The 24,384-nt window shown below is 63.7% G+C and carries 21 protein-coding genes; 10 read left to right on the top strand and 11 right to left on the bottom strand.

All coding sequences use genetic code 11. The features are described 5' to 3' along the window. Positions 1–9: 9 nt before the first annotated feature. The 4 genes from accB to CK230_RS31610 form a co-directional block, all read right to left on the bottom strand. A complete protein-coding gene (accB, locus tag CK230_RS31625; RefSeq protein WP_095820701.1) occupies positions 10–477 on the bottom strand; it encodes an acetyl-CoA carboxylase biotin carboxyl carrier protein in 468 nt (155 codons plus the stop codon). A 26-nt stretch (positions 478–503) separates the two neighbouring features. After that, positions 504–938: a type II 3-dehydroquinate dehydratase gene (gene aroQ, locus CK230_RS31620; RefSeq protein WP_095820700.1), complete on the bottom strand. Its 435-nt coding sequence runs from the start codon at positions 936–938 to the stop codon at positions 504–506. Positions 939–1,070: 132 nt separating this feature from the next. Continuing rightward, positions 1,071–1,898, bottom strand: a complete 828-nt coding sequence (locus CK230_RS31615) for a DsbA family protein (protein WP_095820699.1) — start codon at positions 1,896–1,898, stop codon at positions 1,071–1,073. A 58-nt stretch (positions 1,899–1,956) separates the two neighbouring features. Further along, a complete protein-coding gene (locus CK230_RS31610) occupies positions 1,957–3,369 on the bottom strand; it encodes a M48 family metalloprotease (RefSeq protein ID WP_095820698.1) in 1,413 nt (470 codons plus the stop codon). A 183-nt stretch (positions 3,370–3,552) separates the two neighbouring features. On the opposite strand from CK230_RS31610, the gene CK230_RS31605 reads away from it, so the two are divergent. After that, the gene (locus CK230_RS31605; protein ID WP_095820697.1) at positions 3,553–4,701 is read left to right on the top strand and encodes an aminotransferase class I/II-fold pyridoxal phosphate-dependent enzyme; all 1,149 of its coding nucleotides are present in this window, start codon (positions 3,553–3,555) and stop codon (positions 4,699–4,701) included. 5 nt (positions 4,702–4,706) lie between these two features. Further along, positions 4,707–5,636, top strand: a complete 930-nt coding sequence (locus CK230_RS31600; RefSeq protein WP_176480296.1) for a glutaminase — start codon at positions 4,707–4,709, stop codon at positions 5,634–5,636. A gap of 87 nt (positions 5,637–5,723) precedes the next feature. Here CK230_RS31600 and CK230_RS31595 read toward each other — a convergent pair whose 3' ends face one another. Further along, a complete protein-coding gene (locus CK230_RS31595; protein WP_095820695.1) occupies positions 5,724–8,654 on the bottom strand; it encodes a ribonuclease E/G in 2,931 nt (976 codons plus the stop codon). A gap of 702 nt (positions 8,655–9,356) precedes the next feature. On the opposite strand from CK230_RS31595, the gene CK230_RS31590 reads away from it, so the two are divergent. The 8 genes from CK230_RS31590 to CK230_RS31555 all read left to right on the top strand — a co-directional run bounded on the left by CK230_RS31590 (position 9,357) and on the right by CK230_RS31555 (position 17,908). Then, a complete protein-coding gene (locus CK230_RS31590; RefSeq protein WP_245430131.1) occupies positions 9,357–10,556 on the top strand; it encodes an N-acetylmuramoyl-L-alanine amidase in 1,200 nt (399 codons plus the stop codon). A 229-nt stretch (positions 10,557–10,785) separates the two neighbouring features. Further along, positions 10,786–13,242: a penicillin-binding protein 1A gene (locus tag CK230_RS31585; RefSeq protein WP_095820693.1), complete on the top strand. Its 2,457-nt coding sequence runs from the start codon at positions 10,786–10,788 to the stop codon at positions 13,240–13,242. Positions 13,243–13,368: 126 nt separating this feature from the next. Beyond that, positions 13,369–14,500 (top strand): peptide chain release factor 2 gene (gene prfB, locus CK230_RS31580; RefSeq protein ID WP_141246169.1). Its coding sequence is split into 2 segments (ribosomal slippage): positions 13,369–13,434 and positions 13,436–14,500, totalling 1,131 coding nucleotides; the frame shifts between segments, so codons are not numbered across the junction. Positions 14,501–14,664: 164 nt separating this feature from the next. Next, the gene (locus tag CK230_RS31575) at positions 14,665–15,069 is read left to right on the top strand and encodes a GFA family protein (RefSeq protein WP_095820691.1); all 405 of its coding nucleotides are present in this window, start codon (positions 14,665–14,667) and stop codon (positions 15,067–15,069) included. Positions 15,070–15,354: 285 nt separating this feature from the next. Then, on the top strand, positions 15,355–15,732 hold the full coding sequence (locus CK230_RS31570) for a hypothetical protein (protein WP_095820713.1): 378 nt from the start codon (positions 15,355–15,357) through the stop codon (positions 15,730–15,732). A 164-nt stretch (positions 15,733–15,896) separates the two neighbouring features. Further along, on the top strand, positions 15,897–16,265 hold the full coding sequence (locus CK230_RS31565) for a GFA family protein (RefSeq protein ID WP_095820690.1): 369 nt from the start codon (positions 15,897–15,899) through the stop codon (positions 16,263–16,265). Between the two features lie 135 nt (positions 16,266–16,400). Then, positions 16,401–17,051, top strand: a complete 651-nt coding sequence (locus tag CK230_RS31560) for an OmpA family protein (RefSeq protein ID WP_095820689.1) — start codon at positions 16,401–16,403, stop codon at positions 17,049–17,051. Positions 17,052–17,299: 248 nt separating this feature from the next. Continuing rightward, positions 17,300–17,908, top strand: a complete 609-nt coding sequence (locus CK230_RS31555) for a hypothetical protein (RefSeq protein WP_095820688.1) — start codon at positions 17,300–17,302, stop codon at positions 17,906–17,908. Positions 17,909–17,987: 79 nt separating this feature from the next. Here the strand turns inward: CK230_RS31555 and CK230_RS31550 are convergent, their stop codons facing one another. From CK230_RS31550 to CK230_RS31520, 6 genes are all read right to left on the bottom strand, one after another. Next, positions 17,988–19,526, bottom strand: a complete 1,539-nt coding sequence (locus CK230_RS31550; protein WP_176480295.1) for a DEAD/DEAH box helicase — start codon at positions 19,524–19,526, stop codon at positions 17,988–17,990. Between the two features lie 191 nt (positions 19,527–19,717). Then, positions 19,718–20,491 carry an NAD kinase gene (locus CK230_RS31545; protein ID WP_095820686.1) on the bottom strand — a complete coding sequence of 258 codons (774 nt, stop codon included), beginning with the start codon at positions 20,489–20,491 and terminating at the stop codon, positions 19,718–19,720. Between the two features lie 431 nt (positions 20,492–20,922). Beyond that, positions 20,923–21,681, bottom strand: coding sequence for an MBL fold metallo-hydrolase (locus CK230_RS31535; protein WP_095820684.1), 759 nt, complete (start codon positions 21,679–21,681; stop codon positions 20,923–20,925). 3 nt (positions 21,682–21,684) lie between these two features. After that, positions 21,685–22,749, bottom strand: coding sequence for an ABC transporter ATP-binding protein (locus CK230_RS31530; RefSeq protein ID WP_095820683.1), 1,065 nt, complete (start codon positions 22,747–22,749; stop codon positions 21,685–21,687). Continuing rightward, positions 22,746–23,528: an ABC transporter permease gene (locus CK230_RS31525; protein ID WP_095820682.1), complete on the bottom strand. Its 783-nt coding sequence runs from the start codon at positions 23,526–23,528 to the stop codon at positions 22,746–22,748. The genes CK230_RS31530 and CK230_RS31525 overlap by 4 nt, the downstream gene beginning before the upstream one ends. Before the next feature lie 2 nt (positions 23,529–23,530). Next, positions 23,531–24,376: an ABC transporter permease gene (locus CK230_RS31520; protein WP_095820681.1), complete on the bottom strand. Its 846-nt coding sequence runs from the start codon at positions 24,374–24,376 to the stop codon at positions 23,531–23,533. Positions 24,377–24,384: the final 8 nt, after the last annotated feature.

Here is a 24,384-nt window from a genome sequence, read left to right as displayed (position 1 = left end):
TGGCTGTTCCTACTCGAGGACCACCAGCGGCATTCCGTACTCGACCGGCTGGGCATCCTCGATGAGGATCGCCGTCACCGTGCCGGCGCGCGGCGAAGGGATCTGGTTCATCGTCTTCATCGCCTCGATGATGAGCAACGTCTGGCCTTCCTTCACCTTCTGGCCGATCTCGACGAACGGCTTGGCGTCGGGCGAGGGCGCCAGATAGACAGTGCCGACCATCGGCGATGGCACGGCGTTCTTGGACGGATCGGCAGGCGCCGCGGCGGCGGCCGCGGCCGGCTGAGCCGCGGCGGCGACGGGAGCGGCGATCGCGGGCAGGGGCGCGGCAACCGCATGGACAGCCTGCGACTGGCGCGACACGCGCACCTTGAGGTCGCCGAGCTCGACCTCGATCTCGGTCAGATTGGTGTCGTTCAGGATGCCCGCCAGATCGCGGATCAACTGCTGGTCAACACCGGTCTTTTTTATCGACATTTTCGAGCCTTCTGTTTGGGGGCCGGTCACAGGCGTGCCGCCAGTGCCTGCAGCGCGAGCGTGTAGCCGAGCGGCCCGAACCCGCAGATCATACCGACAGCGACCGGCGCGACCATGGAGACGTGGCGGAAGGGCTCCCGCGCGTGGATGTTGGAAAGATGGACTTCCGCGACGGGCAGCGGCGCAACAGAGCGGATGGCGTCATGGATGGCGATCGAGGTGTGGCTGTAGGCGCCGGGATTGATGACTATGCCTGCAGCCTTGTCGCCGGCTTCCTGGATCCAGTCGACCAGATCGCCCTCATGATTGGACTGGCGAAAATCGATCTCAAGGCCGAGCGCGGCGCCCGCCGCCTTGCAGTCCTCTTCGATGGCCGCAAGCGTCTTGCCGCCATAGATCCCCGGCTCGCGTTTGCCGAGCGCATTGAGATTGGGACCATTGAGGACGAAAATCGTTTTCAATATGCCGACCTTGTTTCACGCCGAGCCCAAGCCGGCGCACTGGGCCTCTATAATGGGCATAGCCGCCCGCGAAAAGAGCGCAAGTGCGTTCTTACGCTGTCCACAGCGGCCGGCTTTTGCATCCACAAGCGCTTACAGCGCGCTCTTGGCCTCTTCGATCTTTTCCGTCAGAACCTGCTGGCCGAGCGCTCCGAAGATCACCTCGTTGCCGACCACATAGGACGGCGTGCCGGTGATCGACAGTTTCGTTGCAAGATCGTAGGTGCGCGACAGCGTTTCGGCGATGCGCGGATCCTTCATCTTCTGGCGCAGCGCCGCCTCGTCGGCGCCGAGCGAAAGCGCCACCTTGATGGCGGTGGATTCGGTGGCGCGGCCCTGACCGCCGAGCAGCGCGGTATGGAACTCGCCGTATTTCTCCGGATGCATCAGGTGGAACGCCATGGAGACGACGCTGGCCTTCTGCGAATCCGGGCTGAGGATCGGGAACTCCTTGAGCACGAAGCGCAGGTCAGGGTCGGCCTTGGTCAGAGCCTGCATGTCCTCGATGGCGCGTTTGCAGAAACCGCAATTGTAGTCGTAGAACTCGACGATCGTGACCTTGCCCTTCGGGTTGCCGACGACGCCGTCGAAGGTCGAGTTGAAGATCTCGTCCTTGGAATTCTTGATGACGCCGAGCGCGGCGAGCCGCTGCTCTTCCTTCTGCTTGGCCTCGAGCGCGTCCTGCACCTCGAGCAGCACTTCCGGGTTCTTCAAGAGATAATCGCGGATGATGCCCTCGACCTCCTTGCGGTCGATCTTGGTGTCGCCGGCCGCCTTGGTGTCGGTGGAAGACGTTACCTGAGCCACCTGCACGGTGTCGGCCTTCGCGGCTTGCGGATTTCCCGCCACGAAACCGAAGGCCAGCATGCCGAGCGCCACCGCCAGACCGCCGGCACTGCCAAGCAGGATTGCCTTGTTCATAATCGTCGTCCTTTTGCCTGTTCTGGTCCGCCTTCGTCGTCGCTGACGTCCGGGAGGTTCATTTGAGTTTATTAGACGGTGTGTAGTTTATAATATCCTGAGCGCGCACCCAGCGGGGTTCGCCGCGCTTCAATTTCTGTTGAGCGCGCATGGCGAAGATCTTCGCATTCTTGTAGTCGCCGGCATAGTAATGGCCCTCTGCGGTGGCGAGATCGGCGGCCGGAATGTCGCCCTGTTCTCCATAGGCCTGCGCCAGGAAGCGATAGGCGTCGGCATTCTCCTTGTCCCGCCCGACGCCGTTGTTGAGCTGGACCACGGCCTTTTTCAGCGAATCGGGCGTGCCCACCGCCATCTGCGCCTGGCCGAGCGAGACCAGCAGCAGTCCGGAGTGCACGGGATCGAGGCTCACCGCCTTGGCGTAGGCGTCCGCCGCGTCCTTCGGCTTGTTGGCCTTCATCAGGATATCGCCGCGCAGTTCCTGGAAATAGGGGTTCTTCGGCTGTTCCTTGATCAGCGCTGCCGTCTTGGTCAGCGCGGCGCCCGGATTGCCGTAGAGATAGGTCTGCTGCGCGTCGCCATAGCGCGAGGCGAGGCTGGTCGGATTCTTGCGCATCAGCCGCGCGACGGCCGCCTGGCCCTGCATGTAAGCGGCGATCTTGATGCGCATCATGTCGTGCCGCTGCTGCAGCGCCGGCGGGTCGACAACATTGACGAAGGGGCTCTGCTTGACGAGCACTTCAAGGTTGGCGATGCGCTCCTGCGGCATCGGATGGCTGATCCGGTAAGGGTCGACCTGGGTGCCGGCCAGCGACAGCGCGCTCTGGAAGCGGCCGAAGGTCTTCAACATGCCCATGCCGGACTGGCCGGTGGCGTTGAGATAGGTGATCGCCGAACGGTCGGCGGTGATCTCTTCGGTACGCTGATAGGCGAGGATCGACCGCTGCGCCATCTCGCCGCCCCCGGCGGCGACGCCCATGCCGGCGCCCGCCAGGCCCTTGCTGCTGGTGGTGGCGCCGGCAACTATGGCCCCGGCGCCGAGCAGCGTGGCGATGATCGCCATGGTTTTGGCGCGGTCGAGCTGATCGCGCAATTTCTGCTGATGCCCGCCCGCTATATGGCCGGCTTCGTGCGCGATGACGCCGATGATCTCGTTCGGCGTTTCGGCAGTCACCAGCGCGCCGGTATTGATGAACAGGCGCCGCCCGGTGACGAAAGCGTTGAAACTCGGATCATTGACCAAAACGATGTCGATGCCGTCATTGGCAAGCCCCGCGGCCTTGAAGATCGGCCGCGCATAATCGCGCACCAGCGCCTCGATCTCGGCGTCGCGCACCACCGGCACGCCTTGCGCGAAGGCGCTGACCGAGCTCGACACGGCGACGGCGGCGGCAAGCACAAGCGTCGCGAAGCCGCGCGCGGTTCGGCTGAGGGAGGTCGATCTGCCAATCGATGGTCGGAGTCGGCTCAACATAGGTCCACTGGTAGACGAGCGGGCGAAAGATGAAAAGTCGGCGCCGGCAACTTCCTGCGCGCTTGTGATCCCCACATCAATCGGGCATTTGTGCGGCGCTGCTCCTTTAACCAGGGCAGTTCAAGGCAAGTCTGCGCTGCTGCGTGCGGAATTCACCGAAACAGGGCAGTTGAAAGAGGTCAAATGGTCGTTTCGCTTTCGCGCCGGGGGGAAGTCGAGCCCTTCCACGCTATGGACATCCTGGCCGAAGCCAACCGGCTGAAGGCCACCGGCGTGTCCATGGTGTCGATGGCCGTCGGCCAGCCATCGGATCCCGCGCCGGCCGGAGTCCGCGAGGCGGCGGCCGCGGCCCTCAGGCACGGCCGCATTGGCTACACCGATGCCTTGGGCCTGGCCGAGCTGCGCAAGGCGATCGCCGAGCACTATGGCGAGCATTACGGGATCGACGTCGCGCCGTCGCGCATTGCCGTCACGACCGGCTCGTCGGCCGCCTTCAATCTCGCTTTCCTGGCCATGTTCGATCCCGGCGACCGCGTCGCCATCGCCGCGCCCGGCTATCCTGCCTACCGCAATATCATGTCGGCGCTCGGCATCGAAATCGTCGAAATCGAGCTCGGCGTCGATGCCTATCTGCATGCCGAGCACCTGAAGGCCGCGCATCGCGAGAAGCCGTTGAAAGGCGTGCTGTTCGCCAGCCCCGCCAATCCGACGGGTGCGGTGATCCCGGCGGACGAACTTGCAGCCCTGGTGAAGACGGCCGAGGAACTCGGCATCGCCGTCATCTCCGACGAAATCTACCATCGGCTGGCCTATGCGGCGCCCGATGTGACCGCGCTGGCGCATGGCGCCGGCGTGACTGTGATCAACTCCTTCTCGAAATACTATTGCATGACCGGCTGGCGCATCGGCTGGATGGTGCTGCCCGAGGAACTGGTGCGGCCGGTCGAGCGCATCGCCCAAAGCCTCTATATCTCACCTCCGGAATTGTCGCAGATCGCCGCGATCGAGGCCTTCAAGGCGACGGAGGAACTGGAGAGAGTTAAGGCGCGCTATGCCTGGAATCGCGACCTTCTGATGAAACGCCTGCCGGAGCTCGGTTTCGCGCTGGCCGCGCCCATGGACGGCGCCTTCTACGCCTTCTGCGATGTCACCCGCCACACCAATGACAGCATGGCCTTCGCCCGCAAGATGCTGGCCGAGGCGCATGTCGCGGCGACGCCGGGCCGCGATTTCGATCCGCAGCAGGGGCATCGTACCATGCGCTTTTCCTATGCCGGCAGCCATGACGACATGGTCGAGGCGCTGGCCCGCATCGAACGCTGGCTGAAATAGAAGCCATGCCGGAACTCGAGCAAGCATTGGCGGAAGTCGCCGCCGAAATGGCTGAGCGCACCGGTCGCGGCAGGGTGGCGACCTACATCCCGCAGCTGGGCAAGGTCGATCCGAAGAGATTCGGCATCGCCGCCGTGACCAATGATGGCCGCGTCATCCTTGCCGGCGATGCCGATCAGCCCTTTTCCATCCAGAGCGTCTCGAAGGTCTTCACCCTCACGCTGGCGCTGGGCAAAATCGGCGATGCGCTCTGGCAGCGCGTCGGCCGCGAGCCGTCCGGCAATCCGTTCAACTCGATTGTCCAGCTCGAGCATGAGAACGGCATCCCGCGCAATCCGTTCATCAATGCCGGCGCCATCGTCGTCTCCGACGTGCTGCTCGCCGGCCATCAGCCGCGCGAGGCGATCGGAGAGATCCTGCGCTTCATCCAGTTCCTCGCCGATGACGAGACGATCATCATCGACCGCGAAGTGGCGGCATCCGAGCGGGCCACCGGCTACCGCAACTTCGCTCTGGCCAACTACATGAAATCCTTTGGCAATCTCCATCATGAGCCGGAGCTGGCGCTGGGTGTCTATTTCCACCATTGCGCCATTGCCATGAGCTGCCGTCAGCTCGCCATGGCGGGGCGCTTTCTGGCTAATGGCGGCAGGAATCCGGCGACCGGGCATTCGGTCGTGTCGGCCGAGCGGGCGCGCCGCATCGGCGCGCTGATGCTGACCTGCGGCCATTATGACGGGTCCGGCGATTTCGCCTTCCATGTCGGCATTCCCGGCAAAAGCGGCGTCGGCGGCGGTATTCTCGGCATCGTGCCCGGGGTGGCTTCGCTGGCGGTGTGGTCGCCCGGCCTTAACGAGAACGGCAACTCCAAGCTCGGCTCCATCGCGCTGGAGAAGCTCGCCCGGATGATGAACTGGTCGATTTTCGCGCCTTAAAACGATGCCCGTTCGCGGAAATGAAAAATCCCGCGCCAGGTTCGGCGCGGGATTCTCTCAAAAGATCAGTCTAACGACCTGAAAGGTTTAGAAAAAACCCTTGCGCTGCCACCAGCCGGCGCGCTTCGGCTTGTCCTCGGCCTTGGCCTCTTCGGAGACGTTCGAGGAGACGACGGGAACAACCGGCGCGTCGGTCGACTGCGGCTTGCGCCGCGTCGGATGGGCATTGGCGGCGGGCTCCGCCTCGGCCGCCGCGGGTGCCGGCTCAGGAGCGGCAGGGGCCGGCTCCGGCTCGACCGCCACGGGCGCGACCTGAGCTTCCGCCACAGGTTCGGACACCGTCTCGGCCACGGCTTCCTCGGCCGCTTTCTTCGCGCGCGAACGGCGGGGCTTCTTCGGCTTTTCGACCGCCTCGGCATCGTCATTGGCCGCCGTGGGAGCAGCAGGCTGCTCGGGCGCGGCTGCTACCGCCGGCTCGGCTGCGGCGTCTTCATCTTCCGCCGCTTCGACCTCGACGTCGCCGGCGACGGCCTCCGAAGCCTCGTCGTCACGGCGGTTGCGCTTGCCGCCGCGCTTGCCGCGCCGGCGCTTCTTGCCGGAAGCATCCTCGGCTGCGGCCGCCACGGCCTCGCCACCGGCGGTCGCCTCCTGGGCTGCTTCCTCCGGTGCATCCGCGGCATCGTCGCTGGTTTCGCCAGCTTCCGCCGGCGCAGCCTGGGCATCCCCATTATGCTCGCGGTCGCGGTCCCTGCCTCCACGCCGCCGCCGGCGCTTGCGACGCTTGCGATCACGGCCTTCGCCGTCCTCGGACCGCTGCTGGTGCTGGCCCTGCGGCTGCGGGTGGCGCGGCTGTTCGGCCTGCACCGCGACCTCTTCTTCTTCCTCGATGACGATCTCGTCCTCGGGCTCTTCCGGCTCGACATAGGCCGGCAGGCTGCGCACCTCGACGAAGCCTTCCGGCTTCTCGGCGATGGCGCCGCGGAAGATCGCGTAATGCTGGGTGCCAAGCGTTTCATCGGCCTCGATCGTGATCGTCAGGCCGAAACGGGCCTCGAGCTCAACCAGGTTGGCGCGTTTGTGGTTCAGCACATAAAGCGCCGTCGCGGCCGGCGTACGCACGATGATGTGGCTGCGCGAATCCTTGAGCAGGAATTCCTCGATCGCCCGCACCACCATCAGCGCGACGGAAGAATCGGAGCGCACATGGCCGGTGCCGCCGCAATGCGGGCAGGGCTTCATCGTCGATTCCAGCACGCTGGCGCGGATGCGCTGGCGCGACATTTCCATCAGGCCGAAATGCGAGATGCGGCCGACCTGGATGCGAGCGCGGTCGTTCTTGAGGTGATCCTTCAGCCGCTTCTCGACGGACCGGTTGTTGCGGTTCTCCTCCATGTCGATGAAGTCGATGACGATGAGACCGGCAAGGTCGCGCAGTCTCAACTGGCGCGCGACCTCCTCGGCCGCTTCCAGATTGGTGTGGAGCGCGGTCTCCTCGATCGAATGCTCCTTGGTGGAGCGGCCGGAGTTGACGTCGATCGAGACCAGCGCCTCGGTCTGGTTGATGATGATGTAGCCGCCGCTCTTCAGCGTCACCTGCGGCTGCAGCATGCGGTCGAGCTGCGCCTCGATGCCGTTGCGCACGAAGATCGGCGTAGTGTCGCGGTACGGCTGAACCACCTTGGCATGGCTGGGCATCAGCATGCGCATGAAGTCCTTGGCCTCGCGGTAACCATCCTCGCCGGAGACCAGGATCTCGTCGATATCCTTGTTGTAGAGGTCGCGCACCGAGCGCTTGATCAGGCTGCCTTCCTCATAGACGAGGGCAGGGGCCGACGACTGCAGCGTCAGGTTGCGGACGTTTTCCCAAAGCCGCATCAGATATTCGTAGTCGCGCTTGATTTCGGCCTTGGTGCGGCTTTCGCCGGCGGTGCGCAGGATGACGCCCATGCCCTGCGGCACTTCGAGGTCGGCAACCACCTCCTTCAGGCGCTTGCGGTCCTGGGCGTTGGTGATCTTGCGCGAGATGCCGCCGCCGCGCGCGGTATTCGGCATCAGCACCGAATAGCGGCCGGCAAGCGAAAGATAGGTGGTGAGCGCCGCGCCCTTGTTGCCGCGCTCTTCCTTGACAACCTGCACCAAAAGGATCTGGCGGCGCTTGATGACTTCCTGGATCTTGTACTGGCGGCGCACCGGCTTGCGGCGGTTGCGGATTTCCTCGAGCGCATCCTCGGCGCCGACCGATTCCACTTCATGCTCGTCCGAATGCGCGGACGAGACTTCTTCCAGCATGCCGCGATCATCGTCGCTGGCGGCGGCTTCGCCGACCTGTTCGGGGGGAGCCTGCTCGGGCTGATCCGCCTGCGGGACCGCCTCGGAAATCACGTCGGCCTCGACGCTCGCGGCAATCGAGGTCGGGCCACCTTCGGACGGCTTGCCGTCCTCTTCGCCCGTGGCGGCGTCGCCAGCCTCCGTATCGGATTGCTCGGCCGTCTCCGACACCGCTTCGACTTCGACGGTCTCAGCGGAGGTTTCGAGATTCTCGGCAGAAGCCTCGACGGTTTCATCAGCCGCTACGGCCTCAGCCGGGCTTTCCTCGCTTTCCGAGGAAGCGTGTCTGTGCTCGCCGCGGTCGCGGTTCTTGCCGCCGCGCCGGCGGTTGCGCCGGCCGCCGCGATCGCGAGCCTGCTGCTCTTCGCCGTTCTCCGCTTCCTCGTCGTCTTCGTCCTCGGCCTCCTGCGCTTCGGCGCGCAGCAGAGCCTGACGGTCGGCGACCGGGATCTGGTAATAGTCGGGATGAATTTCACTGAAGGCGAGGAAACCGTGACGGTTGCCGCCATACTCGACAAAGGCTGCCTGGAGGGAAGGTTCGACGCGGGTTACGCGGGCGAGGTAGATGTTTCCTTTGAGCTGCTTTTTGTCCTGGGATTCAAAGTCGAATTCTTCGATGCGGTTACCGCGAACGACGACAACGCGTGTTTCCTCCGGGTGGGAGGCGTCTATCAGCATCTTGTTGGGCATTATCTTGTTTCCTGCCGGCAGCCGACGGCCGCAGCTGGCGTGGCAATGCCCGCCGCTGTGCGCCTGTATCTGTGTGCATGCCGGATAATTGAATGTCCGCTAGCCGCCGCTTGAGCGCAATGGCGGTGCCGCCCGCAGCCACTATGGCGCGGTTTGATGCGGACCTTTCCATGATTGCGCTTGAAGCCATCGGCACCCAGCAGACCTTTTGAACCAAAGCCCGGGCTGAGCCGGACCAGCTTGTTTGCTCACGAAGAGCCGGCGCGGGGCAAACCCGGCCGTTTTCCTCACGCAAGCGATTCCCCCGCCACGGGAGCACGCCTGCGAAAATCGTCGCGACCACCTGAGCCTGGAAGGATAACGGAGCCGCCTTTGCATCCGACCTTCGGCGGGAAACTGCTGAGGCGAGCGGTTCCAGGATTGCAGTGATCCAACGTCGCTTTTATGATTTGGCGAGGTGGAAGGCAACCCCGATTTCGGATGCCGGCAAAAAGCGCTTCCGTTAGGGAAGGCGCCGTACGTCTCACCTCTGAAAGGCTTGGTTAACCTTCTCTGAATACCAATCGTTAATCGAATTGGCGGCCTGACTGGCACTCTGCGAGAAGATCGGGCGCAATGCGTCAAACCGGGAGCGACGGATAAGAGATGGGACTGGCGGGCAGCGCGGACAAGAGGGGTGGGGCCGCGGCGCATTTCACGCGCATGGCCCGGGCCGCCCTGCTGCTGGCGCTGCTGCTTTGTTTCGCGGCCGCCGCGCACGCCGACGCTGTGCTTGGCGCGACCGGCTATAAGATGGCCGGCGACGCCACCAAGATGCGCATCGTCGTTAATTTCGATCGCGAGCCGGACGTCAAATGGTTCCTGCTGCGCGGCCCCAATCGCCTGGTCGTCGACCTCCCGCGCACGCGATTCGCTCTCGACGCCAAGGATGTGAAGCCGCGTGGCCTTGTGCGGGCCGTCCGCTACGGCGATCAGGGACATGGTTCGCGACTGATCCTGACCGGCAAGGGTCCTTTCGCCGTCGACAAGCTCGACGTGCTCAAGAATGACGACGGCACCGGCTACCGCATCGCCATCGATATGTCGGCCGCCTCCGAACGGGAGTTCGACGAGGCCCTCGCCAACCAGTCGCTGACCACCGGTTCGACGGTCTCCACCGAAAAAGGCGAGCGGGTCGGCACCGGGCCGGTCTCGGCGCCCGGTCATCGCTTCACGGTGGTGATCGACCCCGGCCATGGCGGCGTCGACGGCGGCGCCGAAAGCTCAGCCGGCACGGTCGAGAAGGACGTCACGCTCGCTTTTGCCAAGGAATTGCGCGACAAGCTGGCCGCGGTCGGCAAATACGATGTCTTCATGACACGCGACGACGACGTCTATCTGGCGCTTGACGAGCGTGTGCGCATCGCACGCCAGCATGAGGCGGACCTCTTGATCTCGATCCACGCCGATACGATCGCCGTTAAAGGTCTTCGCGGCGCCACGGTCTACACGCTCTCGGACAAAGCCTCCGATCCCGAGGCCCAGGCGCTTGCCGATCGCGAGAACCTGTCCGATCAGTTCGCGGGAATGAAGATCGAGGACGACAACAAGGAAGTCACCGACATCCTCATCGACCTGATCCGCCGGGAAACGCATGGCTTCTCGATGAGCTTCGCCCATACGCTGGTCGGCCAATTGTCGACCAGTGTCGGCCTCATCAACAATCCGCAACGCTCGGCCGGCTTCAAGGTGCTCAAGGCTCCGGACGTGCCGTCCGTTCTGGTCGAGCTTGGCTACCTGTCCAACAGCAAGGACGAGGCGCAGCTGCTCAACGCCGACTGGCGCGGCAAGGCGGCGCAAAGCATAACCAACGCGGTCGCCCTGTTTGCCGCAGCCAAGGCCGGAACGGCGACGGGCGGTTGACCGGCCGGCCCGCTCACAATCACCGGGCGTCTACAACCACAAGCAGCCGTTGCATGACGACAACACCCGGCGTTATTATTGAGTGGCCGAGTCCTCAAATTTCGCGCTGCCGTATTTTGTCCACATGGTGGCGACATGGGTTTTTGATTGCGGATTGGGACCGCCCCGGGAAGCTTGCGCGACTGTCGGCTTCGTTTAGGAAATTCCCGAACCTCGGACTGGAGCGGGTATGATTCGTCTCATCGGCTATTTCTTTGGCATCGGCACGACGCTGGCGTTGCTGGTGGCAGCCGGCCTTGCCATCTATATCAGCCATGTCGCGAAGGATCTGCCCGACTACGAGGTTCTGGCCAAATACGAACCGCCGGTGACGACGCGCATTCATGCCTCCGACGGCTCGCTCATGGCGGAATATGCGCGCGAGCGGCGGCTCTATCTGCCGATCCAGGCCATCCCGGACCGCGTCAAGGCCGCCTTCATGTCGGCCGAGGACAAGAATTTCTACAACCACCCCGGCATCGACGTCACCGGCCTCGGCCGCGCCATCATCGTCAACCTGCAGAACCTCGGCTCGGGCCGGCGCCAGGTCGGCGCTTCGACCATCACCCAGCAGGTGGCGAAAAACTTCCTGCTCACCTCGGATCAGACCTACGAGCGCAAGATCAAGGAGATGATCCTGGCCTTCCGCATCGAGCAGGCCTATTCCAAGGACCGCATCCTTGAACTCTACCTCAATGAAATCTTCTTCGGCTTCGGCGCTTATGGCGTCGCGGGTGCGGCGCTCACCTATTTCGACAAGTCGGTCAACGAACTGACGGTCGCGGAAGCCGCCTATCTCGCCTCGCTGCCCAAGGGCCCGAACAATTATCATCCCTTCAAGCACGCGGACCGCGCGATCGAGCGCCGCAACTGGGTCATCGACCAGATGGTCGAGAATGGCTACGTCACCCGAGAGGAGGGCGCCAAGGCCAAGGCAGAGCCGCTTGGCGTGACGCCGCGCCGCAACGGCTCCTATCTGTTTGCCGGCGAGTATTTCACGGAGGAAGTTCGCCGCCAGATCATCGCCCGCTACGGCGAGAACGCGCTCTATGAAGGCGGCCTGTCGGTGCGCACCACGCTTGATCCGAACATCCAGCTTATCGCCCGCAAGTCGCTGCAGAACGGCCTGCTCAAATACGACATGCTGCGCGGTTACCGCGGTCCGGTCACGCATATCGACATTTCCGGCGACTGGGGCGTGCCGCTGGGTAACGCGAAGGGCCTAGAGGACGTGCCGGAATGGAAGCTTGCCGTTGTGCTCGATAGTTCGGCGGACGGCCTGACCATCGGCATCCAGCCGACGCGCCAGGTCTCCGGCGAGCTGGTCAAGGACCGCGTCGAGGGCACCGTCAGCAAGGACGATATGGGCTTCGCCATGCGTCACGTCGTCAACGGCAAGTCCGTCAGGGCGAAGTCTCCGGCGGAAGTGCTGGAGCCCGGCGACGTCGTCTTCGTGCAGAAGAACGAAGGCTCCGACAACACCTATATGCTGCGCCAGGTGCCCGAGGTCGAGGGCGGTCTCGTCGCCATGGATCCGCATACCGGCCGCGTGCTCGCCATGGTCGGCGGATTCTCCTACGCGCAGTCCGAGTTCAACCGCGCGACCCAGGCGATGCGCCAGCCCGGCTCCTCGTTCAAGCCGATTGTCTATTCGGCCGCGCTCGACAATGGCTACACGCCTGCCTCCGTGATCATGGACGGCCCGATCACCATCCAGAGCGGCAACACCACCTGGACGCCGAAGAACTATGACGGCACGGTCGCCGGCCCGGCCACCTTGCGCTCCGGCATCGAGAAGTCGCGCAACCTGATGACGGTGCGGCTTGCCAACGACATGGGCATGAAGCTGGTCGTGGAATATGCCGAGCGCTTCGGCGTCTACGACCACCTGGCGCCCTATCTGCCGATGGCGCTGGGCTCCGGCGAGACGACCGTCATGCGCATGGTCTCGGCCTATTCGATCATGGCCAATGGCGGCAAATCGATCAAACCCTCGCTCATCGACCGCATCCAGGACCGCTACGGCAAGACGGTGTTCAAGCAGGACGAGCGCGGCTGCGAGGGCTGCAACGCCACCGAATGGAAGAACCAGCCCGAGCCGGAGCTGGTCGACAATTCCGAGCAGGTGCTCGACCCGATGACGGCCTACCAGATCACCTCGATGATGGAAGGTGTCGTGCAGCGCGGCACCGGCGCCACCATCGGCGAGCTCGGCCGCCACATCGCCGGCAAGACCGGCACCACCAATGACGAAAAGGACGCCTGGTTCATCGGCTTCACGCCAAACCTCGTCGTCGGTCTCTACATGGGCTACGACACGCCGCGCGGGCTCGGCAAGGGTGCCACGGGCGGCGGTCTCGCCGCGCCGATCTTCAAGGACTTCATGCGCGTGGCGCTCGACGGCAAGCCGAACACCGACTTCCAGGTTCCGGACGGCATGAAGCTCATCGCCATCAACCGCAAGACCGGCATGCGCGCCGCCGAAGGCGATCCCAACACCATCGTCGAGGCGTTCAAGCCAGGCACCGGCCCGGCCGACAGCTACTGGGTGATCGGCATGGGCGCGGATGGCTCCAACGGTTCGGGTGGCGCGCTGTCGCCACAAGCCAACCAGGCCATCCAGGACGGCGGCGGCGGGCTCTACTGACGTCTCGATAGTTCTCGAATGGGCTGGCGGGACCGCCGGCCCATTTCGCTTTACAGGCGGCGATGCCGTGCCTATGTATCGCGCCTATTCCGAAAAGACCGAAAGAACAGGACCGAACGAAGAGCCATGCGCGCGGAAACGCTCAACATTGTCGACGAGATCAGGCAGGCGATAACCCTGCTGAGGAGGCATCTTTGACTGGGATCAGGCTGTAAAGCGGCTTGAATACCTGAATTCGCGCGCCGAGGATTCCAGCCTCTGGAATGATCCGATCGAAGCGCAGAAGCTGATGCGGGAGCGCCAGGAGCTGGAGGACGGCATTGCCGCCGTCAAGGGAATGACACAGGCGCTGGACGACAATATCGGCCTGATCGAGCTCGGCGAGGAAGAGGGCGACGACGGCATCATCGCGGAAGCGGAGGCTGCGCTGCGCTCGATGCAGGGCGAGGCGAAGGCCCGGCAGGTCGAGACGCTGCTTTCCGGCGAAGCCGACGCCAACGACACCTATCTTGAAATCCATGCCGGCGCGGGCGGTACCGAAAGCCAGGACTGGGCCTCGATGCTGCTGCGCATGTACACGCGCTGGGCTGAGCGCCGCCGTTTCAAGGTCGAGGTGCTGGAAGTCCATGACGGCGAAGAGGCGGGCATCAAGTCTGCCACAGTGCTGATCAAGGGCCACAACGCTTATGGCTGGCTGAAGACGGAATCCGGCGTCCACCGCCTGGTACGCATCTCGCCCTACGACAGCAATGCGCGGCGCCACACCTCCTTCTCTAGTGTCTGGGTCTATCCTGTCGTCGACGACAAGATAGAGATCGATGTCTCGGAATCTGACGTGCGCATCGATACTTATCGCTCCTCCGGTTCCGGCGGCCAGCACGTCAACACCACCGACTCGGCGGTCCGCATCACCCATCTCGCGACCGGCATCGCGGTTGCCTGTCAGGCCGAGCGCTCGCAGCACAAGAACCGCGCCAAGGCCTGGGAAATGCTGCGCTCGCGCCTCTACGAGGAAGAGCTGAAGAAGCGCGAGGCGGTCGCCAACGCCACGGAAGCCTCGAAGAGCGACATCGGCTGGGGCCACCAGATCCGCTCCTACGTGCTGCAGCCCTATCAGCTCGTGAAGGATCTGCGCACCGGCGTCGAAAGCACCTCGCCGTCGAGCGTGCTCGACGGCGACCTCGACGAGTTCATGGAAGCCTCGCTCTCGCATCGCATCGAGGGCGGTGCGGGCGAAGCGGTGGCGGACCTGGATTAGGATATGCCCATATCCAGGTGAGGCCGGCCTGCGAATGACGGTTTCCTGCGCTTCCGCTGCTCACGTACTTTAAGTACGCTCCGCTCCGGCTCTCGGAAACTGCCATTCTCGGGTCAGCCTGACATGGACCTGGGCATATCCGCCGTTGCACAAAGGAAGATCCGGTGACGCGCAAACTTACCGGGAAATGCTTCTGCGGCGCCGTTCACTATGAAGTGGCGGACGAATTCGTCTATGCCGCGAACTGCCACTGCTCCAACTGCCGGCGCACGACGGGGTCGGCGTTCAAGCCCTTCGCCGGCATCGAACGTGGCAAGTTCCGTCTCACCGCGGGCGACGACAGGCTGCTGATTTTCGGCGACGAGAGCGGCCATGACGCGCATTGCGGCAGATGCGGCTCGCTGCTCTATTCGCTGGTCCGCGGCGGTGCCTATGTCCACGTCGCTATGGGAACCTTGGTCGACGATCCGAGCATACGGCCGACCGCGCACATCTTTGTCGGCTCCAAGGCGAAGTGGTTCACAATCGCCGACGACTTGCCGCAGTATGATGGGCATGTTCCCGGCTGAACGTCCGGAACCAGCTTGAGCCGTTTCCCGTTGTCGGGCACTGGTACCGTGCGGCTAACTGGTCGTTAGCCAGGCCGGCACACGGTTCTGGATGGCAGAGGCTGGTGCAAAACGCCGCATCGCCGGTTGCTTGCGTCAGTCGAGGAATCAGCCCAGCTTCTGTGCTGGGGTTAAAAGCATTTATGGCCGGCTGCGGCATATCTGCGACCGACGATCCGGCCACTGGGAAGATACGTTCCGGGAACGGGCAAGCGACAACGCTTGATGCTCGAAAGGAACGCTTCGATGTCTGCTGCCATATCAAGATCGGCCCAAGCCGTTCGACCGGCTGGCCGACTTTTGTGCTCGCTGTTCGCAGTTGGGGCCATCTCGGTGCTGGCGCCGCCGGCTATCGCGCACGACGCCCAGCCGACGGCGGCCACGCCGCAAGGCTGGAAATACCCCTTTGCCTGTTGTGCCAACTTCGATTGCAAGGAAGTGCCGCAGTCATCGATCAGCGAGCGGCCCGAAGGCTATGTCATAGAAGGCACGGGCGAGGTGGTGGCCTATAGCGACAAGCGGGTCAAGAATTCGCCCGACGGCGAATATCACTGGTGCGCGCATCAGGCCGGGCTCGACGCCGGCAAGACCATCTGCCTGTTCGTGCCGCCGCCCTCTTATTAGCCTTCGAGCACGCCAGCATCTCTGCCGAAGCTGCCGACAGACGGTTGTCAGGACTGCTTCTTTATGCTGCCTTGCCACCGAGCAATTCCAGGAAAATTGCGTAGCGGTTTTCGGTTCGGAATTGCGTGCAATATGGGCGCGGCGGACAACGGAGAGGTGAGTTCATGACCATCAAAGGCGGCTGCCACTGCAAGGCGACAACCTTCGAGGTTGCCGAGGCGCCGCAGACGGTGACGCAATGCACATGCTCGTTCTGCTCGAAGCGCGGGTCGCTATGGGCCTACTATGTGCCATCGCAATTCAAGCTTACGAGCCCACCGGAGAACGTCGCTTTCTATCGCTGGGGCTCGAAGACCGTGAAGCATGGTTTCTGCGCCATTTGCGGTTGCGGCACCTTCACCGAGACGCCGGACTGGTCGACCGGGAAGCCGGATTTCGACAATCCGAAGATCAGTGTCAATTCGCGCCTGTTTGACGATTTCGACCTGGACAAGGTCGAGGTGGTGGTCATCGACGGCAAGAATCTGTGGTAGAGGCGAAGCGGGAGCGGCCAGCCGGTTTGCGGCCGCATTCCCGTTCCGTTTTTCGCCGCATTTCATGCTACAAGGCTGCGGAAGGGCTGATTTGGCGTGGCCGCAAGGGCCGCGAATTGGAGAGGGACCAATCTCATGAAGAAGACCGTGCTCGTCGTCGTGGCGACGGCTGTGCTGGTGAGCGCCTGCACCACCACCGATCCGTATACCGGCGACCAGAAGATTTCCAACACGGCGGCCGGAGCCGGCCTTGGCGCGCTGGCAGGCGCCAGCCTTGGTCTGCTCGCCGGCGGCAATGACCGCCGCAACGCGTTGATCGGCGCCGGCATCGGCGCGCTCGCCGGCGGCGCGATCGGCGCGACCATGGACCAGAACGAGGCCGAGCTTCGCCGCCAGCTGCAGGGCACTGGCGTCAGCGTCACCCGCAGCGGCGACCAGATCATCCTCAACATGCCGTCCGACATCACCTTCAACGTCGACCAGGACGCGGTGAAGCCGGGCTTCTATCCGGTGCTGAATTCGGTCGCGCTGGTGCTGAAAAAATTCCGCCAGACCACGGTGGACGTTTTCGGCCACACCGATTCGACCGGCGGCGACCAGCACAATTTCGACCTGTCGCAGCGCCGCGCGCTCGCCGTCGGCAATTACCTGGCCGGCCAGGGCGTCGATGAGCGCCGCTTCGCCGTCACCGGCTTCGGCAAGACGCGCCCGATCGCATCCAATGCGACGGCCGCCGGCCGCGAGCAGAACCGGCGCGTCGAAATCCAGCTGTCGCCGCTCACCTGAGAAAACGCGCCAGAAGCGAATTGCCACCAAGCAGAACGGCCCCGAGTGGGGCCGTTTTTCGTTGGCTCTGTCCGAAGATGGGGCGAAGGTCTTAGGACATTAGCTTGTTCTAATTGATACTTTCCAAATCCAGGGAAAGGACTACCATTTGGCTGTTCCAGAGGGGATGGGGCGGTCAAACCGGCCGCGCAACCACCACTGCCGCCCCGGTCTTGCACGGCCAGATCAAGGGAATCTGGGAGGAATGCATGACAAGAACAACTCGCCTCGGGCGCTGCGGCGCCCTCGTTTTGACTGGCCTTTTGGGCGCATGGCTCGGAGCCGCCACGGCTCGGGCAGAGGATGCCAATAAGGCCGATATCGAAGCCCTGAAGAAATCCCTGGCCAAGTATGAGGATTACACGGCCGCCATCCGCGACCTCTATCTGTCGACCGAAGGCTGCGTCTACTACAACGGAGAAAAGATAGACGGCGCGATGTACTATCCCAAGGGCGCCATGGGCGTCCATTTCGTCAACGTCCCGAGCATCGGCAAGCCGCTCGATCCGATGAAGCCCAACGTCCTGATCTACGAGCCGACCAGGAAAGGTCTTAAACTGGTCGGCGTGGAATGGCTGGTGCCTTTGACGCCGGACGTGAAGGAAGCTCCAAAGCTGTTCGGCCAGAAATTCATGGGGCCGATGGAAGGACACTACCCGCTCATCCCGAGGGAGTTCGTTCACTACGACCTGCATGCCTGGCTGTTCAGGGACAATCCGAACGGCATGTTCACGCCGACGAACCCGAACGTGAAATGCACCAGGGCCGAGTTCCCGATGCTGGAGAAGCCGACCAAGATGATGCCTGGACCGATGTAGGGCAGGGCGAGCAAAACAGCGCAAAAAAAGAAACGGCCCGAACCGGGCCGTTTTCACGTCTGCTTCTACAGGTGGAGGCTCAGACTTTGGCGACGATCCGCATGAAGGCCGGCACGTCGTCGCCGAAGCCGACGGTCGCGTCGTCTTCCTCGCGATGGCGGCCAGGGCGGTCGCGCTGCGGACGAGCGTCGCTGCGCTGCTCGTGACGGTTGCCCGAACCCTTGCGCTCGTTCTCGGAACGGATCGCGTCCTTGCGAGCGCGGCGTTCGGCGATGTCGGCCACTTCGGCGATGGGCTGTTCCTCGCGCGCGACCTCGGGCGCTTCGTCGCGCTTGGCGTGACGGTCCTTCTTGCGCTCGCCGCGGTCCTTGCGGTCCTCGTCCTTGCGGCCGGCCCGGCGTGGGGCGCCACGGCCACGGCGCGGCTGCTCTTCGCCTTCGCTCTCGGTCACGGTCGACAGGTCGCCGTCATGCCATTCGATCTTGGTGCCGATCAGCCTCTCGATGGCGTCGACATATTTGGTGTCGGAGCGCGTGGCGATGGTGAAGGACTTGCCCGCGCGTCCGGCGCGGCCGGTGCGGCCGATGCGATGGACATAGTCCTCGGCATGGATCGGCACGTCGTAGTTGAAGACGTGGCTGACATCGGGAATGTCGAGGCCGCGCGCGGCGACGTCCGAGGCAACGAGATAGCGCAGCTTGCCGTCGCGGAAATTGGCAAGCATCTGCATGCGGGCGCGCTGGTCCATGTCGCCATGCAGGGCGCCGGCGTCGAAATCATGCTTCAACAGCGAGCGGAACAGCTCCGACACCTCGACCTTGCGGTTGCAGAAGATGATGGCGTTCTTCAGGTCGGCGTCTTCGGCCTTGATCAGATTGCGCAGCGTCTCGCGCTTTTCCCAGGGCTTGTTGCCGGACTTCACCAGGCGCTGCGTGATGCTGGTTGCGGTGGAGGCGGCCTTGGAGACCTCGACGCGAACCGGGGCGTGCAGGAATTTCTCGGTCAGCTTGGTGATCTCCGGCGGCATCGTGGCCGAGAAGAACAGTGTCTGGCGCGTGAACGGGATCATCTCGCAGATGCGCTCGATATCGGGAATGAAACCCATGTCGAGCATGCGGTCGGCTTCGTCGATGACAAGGATCTCGACGCCATTGAGCAGAAGCTTGCCGCGCTCGCGGTGATCGAGCAGGCGGCCCGGTGTCGCGATCAGCACATCGGCGCCGCGTTCGAGCTTCTTGTCCTGCTCGTCGAAGGAGACGCCGCCGATCAGAAGCGCGATGTTGAGCTTGTGGTTCTTGCCGTATTTGATGAAGTTTTCCTCGACCTGCGCGGCGAGCTCGCGCGTCGGCTCGAGGATCAGCGTGCGCGGCATGCGGGCGCGCGCCCGGCCCTTTTCCAATCGCGTCAGCATCGGCAGCACGAAGGAAGCGGTCTTGCCGGTGCCGGTCTGGGCGATGCCCAGCACGTCCTTGCCGAGCAGCGCATGCGGGATGGCGCCGCCCTGGATCGGAGTCGGCTTGGTGTAGCCGGCATCTGAGACTGCGGAGAGGACCTTCGGCGAAAGGCCAAGGTCCGAAAAGGTCAACGCTTCTTGAGCGGTCGTGGTGTCTGAGGACAAGTTTTTGATGTCTTTGGCTGGTTCGGGAAAATCGCAACACGTGTTGCGGCAGGCGCCGCGCGCTTGCAAGATCGCGGTTGCAGTTAGGCGCAAGTCCGCGATTTGTCAACAGAAACAGCCGGAAATCCCGGTGATTGTGAAGACGTAACCTTAATCGCGATGCTTAATCGAAACAATATCGCCGCGCCGGCTCAGTAGCGGAACTGCTCGGCAAGGATGCGTTCGTTCCAGGAATGGTTCGGATCGAACAGCAAAGTTGCCGTCGCCGTCGGCGATTCCCGCACGGTGACGGAGGCAACCGCCTTGACCTCGGTATGGTCCGCGGCGGCATTCACTGGGCGCTTTTCGGCTTCCAGTATGTCGAAACGCACGGTCGCCTTGTTGGACAGCAGCGCCCCGCGCCAGCGGCGCGGCCGGAAAGGGCTGACCGGCGTCAATGCCAGGAGCGGTGCGTCGAGCGGCAGGATCGGCCCGTGCGCCGACAGATTATAGGCCGTGGAGCCGGCGGGGGTGGCGATCATGACGCCGTCGCAATTCAGTTCTTCCAGCCGCACCTGGCCGTCGATGGTGATGCGGATCTTCGCCGTCTGGTAGGATTGGCGCCACAGCGCCACCTCGTTGATGGCCGGCGCCGAAACGGATTCGCCGTCATGCGTCACGGCGACCATTTCCAGCGGCCGGATCGTCTCGGCAACGGCGTTGGCGATGCGTTCCTCAAGACCGCCGGCGCGATATTCGTTCATCAGGAAGCCGATGGTGCCACGGTTCATGCCGTAGACCTTCTTGCCTGTGCTCATCGTCTCGCGCAGCGTCTGCAGAAGAAAACCGTCGCCGCCGAGCGCGATGATGATCTCCGCCTCGGCGACAGGCACCTGCCCATAGCGCGCCGACAGACTTTCCCGCGCGGCGAGGGCGTCGTCGGTGTCGGACGAGACGAAGGCGAAACGGCTGGCGGCTTTGCTCATGGCTCCCGGAGGGCGACCGTCTGCGGGGCCGCGCCGGCGACGGCGTAGCATGCGTGGCCCATATCTGTGAAGGGTGCAGCACTGGCCGGCGGATCACACCGGGCAATCGCGCTTCGTGACAGGAGCGACATGAATGTGATGGCCACAATGGTTAAGAGGAAGCTTAAACACTCGTAAAGCCATATCGATCATGTTAGCCGACAGTGGATGGGTTGGCGGGGGCTGGCCAGTCGAGAGACCTGTCTATTGCCGGTAACGCGTTTGATCATAGTCTTCCTGATGATGGGAAGTTTCGCGCTGATGTTCGCAGAACTCGTGCGCCACTCGGAAGAGATGAGCCAGCGGCCGCAGCCGACAGTTTCCCGTTGCGGTGACGCCACGGGAACGCCTTGCCCGCAACGAGCGCTGTAGGCTTCGCTTCGCCTTATCGCTCAGCCGCCCCGCAGGTGGCAGCCGGCTTTGCGTTTGCCCGCGACATATTCATCGATGAGTTGCCGGTAGCGCACCTTGCCGAAGCTTGGGAAATGGCCGCCATGGACGATCGACACCTCGAGATCGCGCATGGCGAGCAGCGTCCCGACATAGTCCTCAATATCTGAGTGATAGACGTCGTCGATCAGCGGCCCATCATAGACGATGTCGCCCGACAGCAGGATGCCGGTTTTCTTTTCGTAGAGCGCGATGCCGCCAGGCGAATGTCCAGGCGTGTGGATGACCTCGAAGGCGCGGTCGCCTAGGTCGATGACGTCGCCATGTCCGAGCAGCCTGCCGGCGGGAGCGGGCGGGATGCGATAGCCCGCCGTGTCCCAGCCTTGCGGCTGGCGATCGAACATCTCTTCATTGGCGTAACGGTCCGCGACCGTCCATTCGTTGCGCGGATCGGCGAGGATTGCCGCTTCCGCCGCATGCACGCAGCGGTCCGGGAACTCGTGGTGGCAGCCGATATGGTCGAAATGCGTGTGGCTGGCGACGCAGGTAAGCTTGCGTTCGCTCACCAGCGGCACATGGCTGCTCAGGCTGAAATGGCCAAGGCCGGTGTCGAACAACAGGTCGCGGTCGCGCCCGCGCACATGCCAGATGTTGCAGCGGAAGAACGGCTTTATCCACGGCTCATGGATGAGCGTGATGTCGTCGCCCATGCGGATGGTTTCGTACCAGTCGGGAGCCTCGATGACCGGAAGCATGCTCATGGCTCAGTCCGCCAGCAGGATGATGTCCTGAGCGTTGCATGAAACCGCGATCGTGTCGCCTGCCTGAACGGCAGCCGAAGCGGGCGCCTTGGCGATGAATTGCAGAGCGGGATCCTGCGCCGAGGCGGCCAGCACGCGCTTGAAGCTGCCCTGGAAGACGACGTCACCGACCTTCGCCTTGCCCAGCGCGATATCGCCTTTCGCCTCGTCGAGAACCAGGTGCTCGGGCCGGATCGCGAGCGCGATCTTGCCGCCGGCAGGCGACGTGCCGTGCACCGAAATCGGCCCGACCGCCGTCGAGACCGTGACGATCCCGTTCCTCGCCTCGGTCACGGTGCCGGCAAGGATGGTGCTTTCGCCCATGAAGGTGGCGGAGAAGCGTGTTTTCGGCCGCGCATAGACGCGCTCGGGCGGGCCTTCATCCTCGATGCGGCCGTCATTCATCACCACGCAATGGTCCGCCAGCGCCATCGCTTCTTCCTGGTCATGCGTGACATGGACAAAGGCGGTGCCGACGCGCTTCTGGATCGCCTTCAGTTCGTCCTGCATCTGCCGGCGCAGCTTGAGATCCAGCGCGCCGAGCGGCTCGTCGAGCAGCAGCACCGCCGGCTCGATGACCAGCGCGCGGGCCAGCGCCACGCGCTGCCGCTGGCCGCCGGAGAGCTGATGCGGCTTTTTGTCGAAGGCAGCCGCCAGCCCGACAAGCGCCAGCGCATCGCGCGCCTTCGCCGCCCGGGTCGCACCGTCAACGCCCTGCATGCGCAGCCCGAAGCCGACATTGGAGCCGACGCTCATATGCGGAAACAGCGCATAGTCCTGGAACACGGTGGTCGTCGGGCGCCTGGCCGGCGGCACGGCGGTGCAATCCTGGCCACGAATGAAGACCTTGCCTTCGCTCGGCGTGACGAAGCCGCCAAGGATCGAAAGCAGCGTCGTTTTGCCGGAGCCCGACGGCCCGAGCAGGATCGTGTAGCTGCCGGGCTCGATGGCGAGCGAGACGTCCTTCAGCACGGCAAGCTGGCCGAAGCGGTGCGAGACGTTGCGGATGTCCACCAGGGGCGCGCTCATGCCGGCTTTCTCCGCAACAGCGTCAGTTCGAAAAACACAACCAGCACAATGGAGACCGCAAAGACCAGCGAGCCGACGGCATTGGTCTTGGGATTGAGGCCGGAGCGCAGGAGATTCCAGATTTCCACCGGCAGCGTCGTCTCGAAACGGGTGAGCAGGAAGGAGATGACGAACTCGTCCCAGGAAAACGTCATCGACAGGAAGAAGCCGGCGAAGATCGCCGGCGCCATCACCGGCACGGTGATCATCAAGAGCACCTTCCATTCGGCGGCGCCGAGGTCGCGCGCGGCGCGCTCGATGTTGATCTGGTGGTCGCCCATCTGGCTGTAGATGATGGCGAAGCAGAGCGGCAGGTTGATCACCACATGGCCGATGCCGGCGGCTAGAAGCGATTTCGGCACGCCGGCCCAGTTGAACAGCACCAAAAGCCCCATGCCGATGATGAGATAGCTGACGGTGAGCGGCAGCGTGATCAGCCCGCGCAGCAAGGCCGAGCCCGGCAGCACGAAGCGCGCGAAACCCCAGGCCGACAGGAAGCCAAGCGCGATCGAGGCAAGCGAAGAAAGCACCGCCACCAGCAGCGAATTGACCAGCGCCGAGGTCAGCCGCGCATCGGACAGCACCGCCTGGTACCAGCGCAGCGACGGGCCGGTGAAGGGCGGGATCGGGAAGGAGGTCGCCTGCAGCGAAAACAGCACCAGCACGACCACGGGAAGGAAGATGAAGCCGTAGACGGCGATCGCGTAGACCCAGGCAGCGAGGCGGACGGCGGCGCGCATCGTCAGGCCCGCTCGATCTTCAGCCAGCGCGCGCAGGCGAGATAGGCGATGGTCACCACCGCCATCAGGATGATCGACAGCGCCGAGGCGAGCGGGAAATCGCCGCGCCGGCCGATCTGCATCATGACCAGTTGCGGCATGACCAGCTCGTTGTTGCCGCCGAGGATCTGCGGCGTGATGTAGTCGCCGATGCAGAGCACGAAGGTGAGGAAGGCGCCGACCATGATGCCGGGCAAGGTCAGCGGCAGCACGACATGCAGGAAGGTGCGGACCGGCCCGGCGCCGAGATCGGCGGCAGCCTTGCGGTAGCTCGGGCTGAGCTGCTTGAGATTGGCGAAGATCGTCAGCGTCAAAAGCATGACGAAGAAGTGCACGAAGCCGGTGACGGTGGCGAAGCGCGTGTTGGCAAGCTGCAGCGGTTCGCCGATGAGGCCGATACCTGTGAGCGTCCGGTTGATGACGCCGTTCTGCGCCAGCACCAGCAGCCAGGAATAGGAGCGCACGACATAGGATGTCCAGAACGGCAGCACGGCCAGCATCAGCGCCAGCCGCTGCCGGCGTTCCGGAACCATCTCGGCGAGGATCCAGGCGAAGGGGTAGGCGAGCAGGATCGAGATCACGGTGACGATCGCCGTCACCTCCAGCGAGTTCACCATCGCCCACCAATAGGACGGATCGGTGAAGAACTGGCTGTAATTGGCTAGAGTGAAGCCGCCGCCTTCATGCGCCGTGAGGCTGGAAAGCCCCATGGCGATGAAGGGCAGCACGAAGAACAGAAGCGTCCACACCAGCGCCGGCGTGACCAGCGCCCAGGGCAGGGCACGCGAGTTGCGTCCACAAACGCTCATCGGCCGAT

Source organism: Mesorhizobium sp. WSM3859, assembly GCF_002295065.1.
Taxonomy (GTDB): domain Bacteria; phylum Pseudomonadota; class Alphaproteobacteria; order Rhizobiales; family Rhizobiaceae; genus Mesorhizobium.
This window is presented reverse-complemented; position numbering and strand designations above follow the sequence as displayed.